8 protein-coding genes are annotated in these 10,140 nt (G+C 57.7%); 3 read left to right on the top strand and 5 right to left on the bottom strand.

What is annotated here, in order from left to right:
- Window positions 1–318 precede the first annotated feature (318 nt).
- Window positions 319–2,703 carry a ribonuclease R family protein gene (locus IQ273_RS24955; protein ID WP_194025849.1) on the bottom strand — a complete coding sequence of 795 codons (2,385 nt, stop codon included), beginning with the start codon at window positions 2,701–2,703 and terminating at the stop codon, window positions 319–321.
- A 516-nt stretch (window positions 2,704–3,219) separates the two neighbouring features.
- Window positions 3,220–3,888: a phosphate signaling complex protein PhoU gene (gene phoU / locus IQ273_RS24950; RefSeq protein ID WP_194025848.1), complete on the bottom strand. Its 669-nt coding sequence runs from the start codon at window positions 3,886–3,888 to the stop codon at window positions 3,220–3,222.
- Window positions 3,889–4,117: 229 nt separating this feature from the next.
- Between phoU and psaM the strand changes: the two genes are divergently transcribed.
- On the top strand, window positions 4,118–4,213 hold the full coding sequence (gene psaM, locus IQ273_RS24945; RefSeq protein ID WP_106903590.1) for a photosystem I reaction center subunit XII: 96 nt from the start codon (window positions 4,118–4,120) through the stop codon (window positions 4,211–4,213).
- Between the two features lie 121 nt (window positions 4,214–4,334).
- On the opposite strand, the gene pyk is transcribed toward psaM, so the two are convergent.
- Window positions 4,335–6,122: a pyruvate kinase gene (pyk, locus tag IQ273_RS24940; protein ID WP_194025847.1), complete on the bottom strand. Its 1,788-nt coding sequence runs from the start codon at window positions 6,120–6,122 to the stop codon at window positions 4,335–4,337.
- Between the two features lie 307 nt (window positions 6,123–6,429).
- Between pyk and crtR the strand changes: the two genes are divergently transcribed.
- Window positions 6,430–7,317, top strand: a complete 888-nt coding sequence (crtR, locus tag IQ273_RS24935; protein WP_194025846.1) for a beta-carotene hydroxylase — start codon at window positions 6,430–6,432, stop codon at window positions 7,315–7,317.
- Between the two features lie 69 nt (window positions 7,318–7,386).
- Here crtR and aroH read toward each other — a convergent pair whose 3' ends face one another.
- Together aroH and sppA are read right to left on the bottom strand one after the other, a co-directional pair.
- Window positions 7,387–7,764: a chorismate mutase gene (gene aroH / locus IQ273_RS24930; protein WP_194025850.1), complete on the bottom strand. Its 378-nt coding sequence runs from the start codon at window positions 7,762–7,764 to the stop codon at window positions 7,387–7,389.
- 146 nt (window positions 7,765–7,910) lie between these two features.
- Window positions 7,911–8,774, bottom strand: a complete 864-nt coding sequence (gene sppA / locus IQ273_RS24925; RefSeq protein ID WP_194025845.1) for a signal peptide peptidase SppA — start codon at window positions 8,772–8,774, stop codon at window positions 7,911–7,913.
- A 255-nt stretch (window positions 8,775–9,029) separates the two neighbouring features.
- On the opposite strand from sppA, the gene IQ273_RS24920 reads away from it, so the two are divergent.
- On the top strand, window positions 9,030–10,037 hold the full coding sequence (locus tag IQ273_RS24920) for a DMT family transporter (protein WP_194025844.1): 1,008 nt from the start codon (window positions 9,030–9,032) through the stop codon (window positions 10,035–10,037).
- Window positions 10,038–10,140: the final 103 nt, after the last annotated feature.

Raw genomic sequence — 10,140 nt, 5'->3', positions numbered from 1 at the left:
GCATTTGGGTGGATGGGTGAAGGGTGGATGGGCGGATGGGTGAATTGAAGGGTTAGCGCTCTGTTTGGTAGCTTCTAACGCTTTTGAGGACTCGCAAGAAAATAAGGTACCTGCTGACCGGACTTAGACTTAGCTCAGCCCTCGATCACCGAAGGTTGAGCGAAGTCGAAACCTGGCTACCTGGTACACCATTAACCCGTAGAGCTCTTGCCCTCTTCATCCTAACGAGCCAGGGGAATTGGAGCTAATTCATCACCCCATCCCCTAACTCATCTACCCATCCACCCTTTACTCATCCACCCCTAACCCATCCACCCCTTACTCACTCTCATCGCGTCCGCGGTCATCGCCATTGATGGGCTCGCCGTTATCGTCTTCGCTGTAGTTGTTGTCTTCGTCTTCGGGGGCCTGGCTGCCGCCACCAACGGCGACGAGATCAATCTGCTGGCGGTAGTAGTCAACACTCTTGACCTGTACATCGACTTTATCGCCGAGGCGGTACTGCTGGCGGTTTTTGCGGCCAACCAGCTTTTGCTGGCGGGCGCGGTACTCGTACCAGTCGTCTTTGAGCGAGCTGACGTGGACGAGGCCTTCGACCAGCAGTTCTTCGATTTCGACAAAGAAGCCGTAGGACTGTACACCGGTAATCAGGCCGTGGAAGACTTCGCCGGTATGCGATCGCATAAACTCAGCCTTCTTTAACCCCTCCAGGTCTGATTCAGCCTCCTGGGCCAGGCGCTCTCGCTCGGTTAGGTGAATGGCGATCCGGGGCAGATCGTCTTCTAGCTCGTGCTGAATGTCGGGGGGCAGCACGTTCCAGTTGACCTGTCCTTGGCAGGAGCTGTGGCGCAGGTTGGCCGGGTCTTTGGAGCGAGTGGAGCGGCGATCGCGGCCCGACTCAAACACCGCGTGGAGAATGCGGTGCACCAGCAGATCGGCATAGCGCCGCGACGGCGACGTGAAGTGGGTATAGCCATCGGTAAGGGCGAGCCCAAAGTGCAGGTTGGCGTGGGTGCTGTAAAAGGCGGGCTGAATGGTTTCTAGCAGCAGGTAGGTGAGAATTTTCTCGGCCCCCGAGGCGGCGAACTGCTCCACAAACCGCTGGTAGTCTTTGGGCTGGGGGGCCGCCTCATCGTCGAGGGTGAGCTGAATCTCCATATTCTCGGCCAGCTTCACCAACTCCTGCACGTCGCTAGCGTCGGGGGCGCGGTGCAGCCGGTAGATGGCGGGCACCCCTAGAGCCTTGAGCTGCTGGGCAATCAGCTGGTTCGCCAGCAGCATGCACTCGGTGACAATCTGCCGAGAGGGCAGGCTCGTGGCGGTCACCATCACCCCCAGGAGCCCCTCGTCGTCGTACTGGAACTTGGGCGATCGGTAGTGGGCCAAAGGCTCGCCCGCATCGGCAGGGAAGTCATACTCGGGCAAATTGAGCTCAAAGGAACCCCGGTGCAGCCGCTGCCGCTTGATCGCCTGGCTCAAGTAGAGCAGGTTATCCATCAGGTCGTAGACCGGCTCTAGCGCTTTTAGGGTCTTGGGCTTAATGCCCAGGCTCTTAATCAGGTCTGAGTTGTCGCGCTCCAGCACCGCCTGGGCTTCTTGGTAAGAAATTTGGTGGTCTACGGTCACTACCGTGGGCTGCACCTCATACTCCAGCACCGCACCCGTGTCGTCGAGGGTGACCAGCACGGAGATAGCGAGGCGATCTTTTCCCGCCAGTAGCGACCCCAGGGGGCCAGACAAAGGCTGCGGCAGCATTGGGATCACCTCGTCGCCCAAATAGACCGAGGTGCCGCGTTTGCAGGCCTCCTGATCGATCACCGAATGGGCCGGTACGTAGTGAGAAATGTCGGCAATGTGAATGCCCAGTCGCCACTGGCCAGCTTTAGTGCGCTCTAGGCTGAGGGCATCGTCAATCACCTGGGCGTTGGGGCCGTCGATCGCGACAGTCATCACCTCGCGCAGGTCAATGCGATCTTTGCTGTCAGCCTTGAGCACGCGGGTGGGTAAGTTTTGGGCGGCGTTCAGGACTGCATTAGAGAACTGGCGGGGTAGGTCGTGCTTGCAGTAGACAATGTCGATGTCGGCAGCGGCTTCGGCGTCGCTGCCCAAAATTTGGGCCACTCGACCCTGGGGCGGGTGCTGACCCAGGGGATAGCGAACAATTTCGACATGGGCTAGCTGATCGACTGCTTCGGCCAGATCGCCCCCATTGGCCACCAGGGCCAGTTCAAAGAGGAGGCGATCGTCAAGGGGTACGGCCCGGTAGTCTTCGTCCTCCTGCTTGACCCGGGCCAGCACCGAGGCGTTGGCCCGCTCTAAAATCAGCTGTACTTCGCCCTCAGGGCTGCGGCGACGACTGCCCTCCTTGGTCACCTTGACCAGCACGCGATCGCCGTTCCAGGCCGTATTCAGCTGGCTTTCGCGCACATAGATATCGTCGGCCCCCTCTTCGTCTTGAATGGCAAAGCAAAAACCCTTGCTAGAGCAGCGCAGCTTGCCCTCAATCACGTCTTCGGCCAGGTCGCGGCGGTACTTGCCCCGCTCCTTGACCAACACCCCCAAACGCTCTAGGGCATCGACAGCAATTTGCAGGTCGCGCTGGCTGGCATCGTCGTTGCAGTGCAGCTTTTTCTCCAACCCCTTGAGGGTGTGGGTCTTGTCTTTGGCGAAGCTGGCCAGTAAGGCCGCGATCGAGAGTTCCATGTAGCGACTGATTCCTAAAACTATTCATGACTGGTGGCCCTGGGCTGGTTTGGGGCACCGACCCGGTTGAGAGCGCCGGTTAGAGCGAAAGGGAAACTTCAGCCCGCCGCCTGTGGTAACGAGGCAGCGACGAAGCCGGGGTTGACGCTGTAGCTGAAACGACCTCGATTCGCTGGCCTAAAGCAAGGTTTCAGATCCTAATGCCCTGGCTTTTGGCCTCCAGATCTGGCCGAGAAGACAGCCCACTGGAACCGCCAACGCCCAAGTGTAACTGCTACAGCCGTAGCTGCTACATCGCAAATGAACCCGGCCGATGGCAACCACGACCCCAGGCCAGGCCCGCAGCGAGGGCTAGCCCCCTCTAGCAAAAGGGAACAGGTCACCCCTACAGTTTCCCAGGAAATGGACCGCTGTCAAATCTTTTTGTCAATGGCAGGTAACGTTTTGTGAAGCAGGTGCGAGGTACAAGGTGCGAGGCCATCCTCAGACCTGAGATCGGGTACAAGGTAGCCGAGCTCAGGTCCGTTCGCCCGTGACAATGTAGGCCACCCGCTTGCCAATATTGGTGGCGTGGTCGGCGATCCGCTCCATGTAGCGAATGGCTAGTACCAGCAGCACCGTTGGCTCGACCGAACCGGTCAGGTTGGTCTGGTGGGCCAGCAAGGCATATAGTTCGTCGTAGTCGGTATCGATCGCGTCGTCTTTTCGCTTAATTTCTAGGCCGCTTTCGGCGTCGAGGTCAGACAGAGCCAGTAGACACATCGCCACCATTGACCGGCAGCGATCGAGCATGGTCTGCACGCGTCCCATTAGGGGGTGCACCGGGTAGGGAAAGAGTTTAATCGCCACTTCGCCCAGGTCTTCGGCGTAGTCGCCAATGCGCTCAAGGTCGCGTACTAGCTGCATAAATGCACCGATCCGCCGCAGGTCTTCGGCCTCGGGCTGGGCCTGTAGCGTAAACAAATGCATGCAGTCCACTTCGATCTGGCGGTAGAACTGGTCGATCTGCTTGTCGTGGCGGTGGAGCCGCTGGGCCGCATCTAGATTGCGATCGCACAGGGCGTCCCGGGCCAGCACGCAGGAGTTCTCGACCAGCGCTCCCATACGCAGCAGGTCGCGCTGCACCCGCAGCAGCTGCCGCTCAAAGTTACCTCGCACTGGTTGAGTTGTATCTATATCAAGCATCGCTAGCACACCAAGAGAATTGAGACAGCGGTGGATGTGGCCCTTCAGCCTAGCAGCCTACTAGGGCTAATCCCTAGACCAGAAACATCAGCGCTGACCGATTGAGTTCCTATTAAGCTCTGTAACAGTTAGGTCGACCAGCCTCGCGAAAGATCCCGTCTTAGTTAACAATCGGTCTAGACCAAGCGTCTTTCTAAGCGTTATTCACTCAGCTTCGAGGAGTATTTTTATGCCCCTTTCAGACACTCAGATTTTTATTGCCCTGGCCGTAGCTTTATTGCCTGGTATTCTGGCACTTCGCCTGTCTACTGAGCTTTATAAGTAGGTTAAAGCTGGGGCGCATTTTTTGCTCCCTCGCCATACTTCACCATAACAAAAGGCTTCAATGACATGTCATTGAAGCCTTTTGTTATGGAAAACTGACAATGACGTCTGGGCAGAGCCCTCTACAGGCTCATAGCAGGCTCGTTCTTGACCGGACCTAAAGCCCCTGAGTAAACCAGCCCCCGCCGGGTATCGAGGGTGAGAATGCTGCCGTCGCGGATGATCTCGGTAGCGTTTTTAACCCCCACAATGACCGGTACCCCTAGCCGTAGCCCTATGACCGCCGCGTGGCTGGTCGGGCTGTCGTCCTCAGTGACAATACCTCCGGCTCGGCGAATCAACTCAACAAATTCGGCGCTGGTGCCGGGTACCACCAAAATTTCGCCGTCGTTAAAGTCGTTGACATCCAGGCTGTTGTGGGCTATTCGCGCTCGTCCGCTAACCGAGGCTTCGCCCACGCCCATGCCGCGCCCTACAACGGCGGTAACAACATCCACCTTAATCAGGTCGGTGGAGCCTGAGATGCCCTGGAGGGTGCCCGCCGTTAGCACGACCAGGTCGCCATCGTCGAGCAGGTGCTTTTCCTGAGCGACGCTCATGGCCGCTTGAAAGGTCTGGGTGCTAGAAGGTAAATCGAGCACCAGCAGGGGGCGTACCCCCCATACCAGCTGTAGCTGGCGAGCCACATGGACATGGGGGGTGACCGCCAAAATCGGCGTTTCGGGGCGGTACTTCGACACGTTGCGGGCGGTGGACCCGCTTTTGGTTAGGGTCATAATGGCAGCCGCGCTGAGCTGTGATGCAATGTGGCCCACCGCCTGGCTAATGGCATTGGGAATGGAACGAGCACCACTACCCTTGCGATCGCCCAGCGTCAGCCCCTCCTGCTCGGTGCACACCGCCACCTTAGCCATCGTCGCCACGGCTTCTACCGGAAATTTGCCCACAGCGGTTTCGTTGGAGAGCATCACCGCATCGGTGCCGTCAAGAATGGCGTTGGCAATGTCAGACACCTCGGCCCGAGTCGGGCGGGGGTTCGATACCATACTGTCGAGCATCTGGGTGGCGGTAATTACCGGAATGCCCAGGGCGTTAGACATGGCAATCAGCCGCTTCTGCAAAATCGGCACTTCCTCGGCGGGTAGCTCTACACCCAGGTCACCCCGGGCCACCATTACTCCGTCGGAGAGCGACAAAATGGCCTCCATCTGCTCGATCGCCTCATGCTTTTCAATCTTGACGATCACCGGCACATTCTTCCCGGCAGCAGCGATAATCTCCTTGATTTCCAGCACATCTTGGGGATTGCGCACAAAGCTTAGCGCCACCCAGTCAACCCCCTGATTAAGGCCAAACAGCAGGTCTTCACGGTCTTTGTCGGTGAGCGCCTTCACCGAGAGATACACCCCCGGAAAGTTGACCCCTTTGTTGTTTGACAGGGTGCCGCCCACGACCACACGGCAGTGCAGCTCCTGGGCGTCTAAATCAACCGCCTCCACCTGCATCTCCACCTTGCCGTCATCCAGCAGAATGGTGGCCCCGGTGGGCACCTCTGGAGCCAGCTTGTCGTAGGTGACGCAGGCTCGCTCCTGGTTACCCAAAATGATTTCGCTAGTCAGCACAAAGGGATCGCCCTTCTCCAGCACAATCGAGCCGTGCTCAAACTTACCCAGCCGAATTTTTGGCCCCTGCAGGTCTTGGAGAATGCCGACGGGTTGGTTAAGCTCAAAGGAAATCTGGCGAATCAGACGAATGCTGCGCTGGTGGTCGTCGTGGCTACCGTGGGAAAAGTTGAGTCGCAGAGTGGTGGCTCCAGCGTCAATCAGCGCCCGTAGTACATCGGCATCCTGGGTGGCGGGGCCGATGGTGGCAACAATTTTGGTGCGGCGAACAGAGTTGCGCAGGGGCATAAACGACCTCTACTGAGAGTAAAACGCTACCGCCTAAAGCCCTAATTAAGCTCACAGGTTGGTAGCCGTAAAGCACAGGGATAGTAGCACGAATGCCGAGGGGCTTTACGCCTAACCCCAAAACCAGCAAGAATTTCAGCGTTTTTACCGAAGATAAACCGCCTGGCGCGACCTAGGGCTAACAATGTCTTCCATCACCCTCAACACGCGTGGTGGAACCTTCAGCCTTGAGGAGGCGTCACAAAACTTTATTGTTTATGCGTCGTAACGTATACTACCGAAAACACTGGTGTAGGAGCGATGCAACATGTCGGCGGCAACTGAGCCCCTGACGATTCGAAAAACAGTACCCCCTGAGTTACTTAAAACTGAGGGCGGTCTGAGCCTTAACAGCCTCATGTTCATAGCCTCCGTTGGGCTAATGAGTCTGTCTACGGTGGGTTATTTTTGCTGGCACTGGGTCGGCTGGTGCGTGTTTTTGATGAATGTCCTGTCCCTGCACCTGGCTGGGACGGTGATTCACGATGCCAGCCACAACTCAGCCCATCGTAATCGGGTGGTTAATGCCCTGTTGGGCCACGGCAGCGCCTTGATTTTGGGTTTTTCGTTTCCGGTATTTACGCGGGTGCACTTGCAGCACCACGCCCACGTCAACGATCCCGAAAACGATCCTGACCATTTCGTGTCAACCGGCGGCCCCCTGTGGCTGATCGCGGCTCGCTTTTTCTACCACGAGATCTATTTCTTTAAGCGGCAGCTGTGGCGAAACTGGGAGCTACTGGAGTGGTTTTTAGGCCGGTTTGCGGTAGGTCTGCTGGTATTTATGGCCTGGCGATTCGACTTTTTGGGCTATCTCTTCAACTACTGGTTTTCGCCTGCGTTGGTGGTAGGCATTGCCCTAGGGCTGTTTTTTGATTACCTGCCCCATCGGCCATTTCAAGACCGCGATCGCTGGAAGAATGCCCGCGTCTATCCCAGCCCCATTCTCAACCTGCTGATCATGGGCCAAAACTACCACTTGGTGCACCACCTGTGGCCCTCGGTGCCCTGGTACAAGTACAAGCCCACCTACGAGGTGATGAAGCCTCTGCTCGATGAGAAAGGCTCACCCCAATCCCTTGGTCTGCTGCAGATGAAAGATTTCTTTGGATTTCTCTATGACTTATTCTTGGGCATTCGTCTAAAGAAACATTAACCATCTACAGGAAAATACGGTAAGTAGGGGCACAGCATGCTGTGCCCCTACCAAACCCTGACCAAGAGGTTAGCCCGTTACCACTAAATCGGGGCGTAGATCGCGGGCACCACGCAGGTAAACGTGCTCTACCTTGCTGTGGAGCGCCGGCAGCTGTACGTGCATCAAGATGCGAATGCAGCAGGGCAAGCTGCCCTCAACGTGCATATGCTGCACATCGAGCAGGGCGACATTGTCCCACTGGGGGCGCTGGCGGGCGATCGCCGCTGGAAACACCGCATCCAGGTCGCGGGTGACCGAAAAGGTAGCGCTGATGATGCAGGCTGGATCAAGCCGGTTGCGCTCTTCTAAGGCATCCATTAGCTCGGTTACCGCTTCTCGAATGGCTCCCTCGGTATTTTCTGGTACCGTCACCGCTCCTCGAATTGCCCACACTCGCCAGTCCACGCTGTAACCTCCAAAGGTCATTCTTCAAGGCCCCAGAGGCACCGCTATAGGCGACTGGCGCAGAGAATTGACTTGCATTTTACCGCTTAATCCTACCAGGCTCGCGATCTGGCCTACGCCTTAAGGGCTGATGCAGCCACGCCCCCTTAGGGGCGATACAGCCACAGGGGTAGTCCGCTGGTGGAGCGCTCAAACTCTAGCCACTCAAGGGTGGCATTGAGGGCGGGCACGGCCAGCTGGGGATAGGGCAGGCCGGAGAACCCTGTTAAAGTAACGCTGCTGTTACCAGGCACCAGCCGCTTCAGCAGCGGTTTTTTCTCGTCGAAGGTAATGCACTCAGTTTTTTCAGGGTCGAGCCCAACCAGTTCGGCGGCCCAGCGACGGGCCTCATCTTCGCTGCCCAGGCGGTCTACTACGCCCAGCCGCAGGGCCTGTTCGCCGGTAAAAATGCGCCCGTCAGCAAAGCTGCGCACAGTGTCTTCGCTGAGGCGACGGGCTTCGGCGACGGTTTTGACAAACTGGCCGTAGCTGACGTCGATTAGCTCTTGCAGAATCGACTTTTCGGGGTCGGTCAGCTCGCGATCGAAGGCCAGAATATCTTTGTAGGGGCCAGACTTGATCACCTTGAACGACACCCCAACGCGATCGAGCAGACGCTCCAGGTTATTGCCCCGCAAGATCACCCCAATGCTGCCGGTAATGGTGCCGGGGTTGGCCATAATATGGTCGGCCCCCATGCCAATATAGACGCCGCCCGAGGCAGAAATATTGCCGAAGCTAGCCACAATTTTGAGCTTGTCTTTGAGCCGCTGCAGGGCAGTGTAGATCTCCTGAGAGTCGCCGACGGTACCGCCGGGGCTATCAATGCGCAGCAGCAGAGCCGGAAAGCGCTTTTCCTCAATTTCTTTGAGGGCTTCGAGCACTCGCTTGCGGGTGGCGGCGGCGATGACGCCTGTGACCTCAATGCGGGCAATGGACTTGCGAAAACGGGGTGGAAACGGCCAGACCATAGGGGGTAAAACAAACCTAAACGAATTGAGGCTAGACAGTAGGCAACCTGCCCCGATCTGGGGACTGAAGCTAGCTTTCAATTGTAGCCAAAACCACACTGTGCCGGGGCAGCACGGGGTAGCGCTGGAGCCTGGAGCCGTGCCCTAGCCAACGGCACCCGATCTCGATCTGCGTTAACATTCCTTAAAGAAATCTTTTCTAGCCGCCGCGATCGCCCTCTTGACCGGTGCTTAACTATCATATCTATTCTCTCTATGGATTCAGCCTCCGCTCCCACAGCCGCCACCCGCAATCCCATCGTGCTGATTGCCCCCTTCTTCTTGTGGGGCACCGCTATGGTGGCAATGAAAGGTGCCATGCCCCACACGGCACCTTTCTTCATGGCCGGTATGCGGCTGGTGCCCGCTGGGGCAGTTGTGCTGATCGCCGGTTTGCTCCTGCGACGACCCCAAACCATTAGCCGCCAGGGCTGGCTGTGGATAGCGCTCTTTGCCCTGGTCGATGGCACCCTCTTTCAAGGTTTTTTGGCGGCGGGCTTACAGCGCACCGGAGCCGGGTTAGGCTCGGTGATGATTGATTCACAGCCTCTAGCGGTGGCGGTGATGGCGCGGGGCCTGTTTGGCGAACACATTGGTGCCCTCGGCTGGATTGGCCTACTCTGGGGCATTGCGGGTATTAGCCTGCTGGGGCTGCCCGACGAGTGGATTTTTGCCCTCTTCCATGGTGATACCACCTGGCTGACGGGTGGCACCGCCCTCAATACTTTGCTGCAAGGCGGCGAATGGCTGATGCTGCTGGCGGCGCTGTCGATGGCCACGGGCACCATTCTGATTCGCTATGTGTGCCGCCACGTTGACCCGGTGGTGGCAACGGGTTGGCACATGGTGCTGGGCGGACTACCGCTCTTTGGCCTATCGGCCCTGGGGGAAGTGCAGCCCTGGCAAGGGCTGACGGGGCTAGACTGGGGCGCGATCGCTTACTCAACTATCTTTGGCAGTGCCCTGGCCTACGGTATTTTCTTTTTCTTAGCGGCGCAGGGCAACCTCACCAGCCTCAGCGCCCTCACCTTTTTAACCCCAGTATTTGCGCTGCTGTTTGGCAATCTGTTTTTAGCTGAAACCCTGAGTTCGCTCCAGTGGTTGGGGGTCAGCTTTACCCTGGTCAGCATTTATCTGATCAACCAGCGCAGCGCCCTCACTCAGAAACTACGGCAGTGGATGCTGACCTACGGGGCGACAGCTTCTTCAGTAGAACCGGATTAGTGGGGAATGGGGGAGTAAGTGCGTGGGCGCGTGAAGTTAATCACCTACTCACAAAATACCTTCCCGTTCCATCGCCTACCCATCCACCCGCCTACCCATCCAC

Source organism: Nodosilinea sp. LEGE 07298 (genome assembly GCF_015207265.1).
Classification (GTDB): Bacteria; Cyanobacteriota; Cyanobacteriia; order Phormidesmidales; family Phormidesmidaceae; genus Nodosilinea.
Note: the sequence above shows the minus strand (reverse complement) of the source record. Positions and strands in the feature narration are given on the sequence as shown.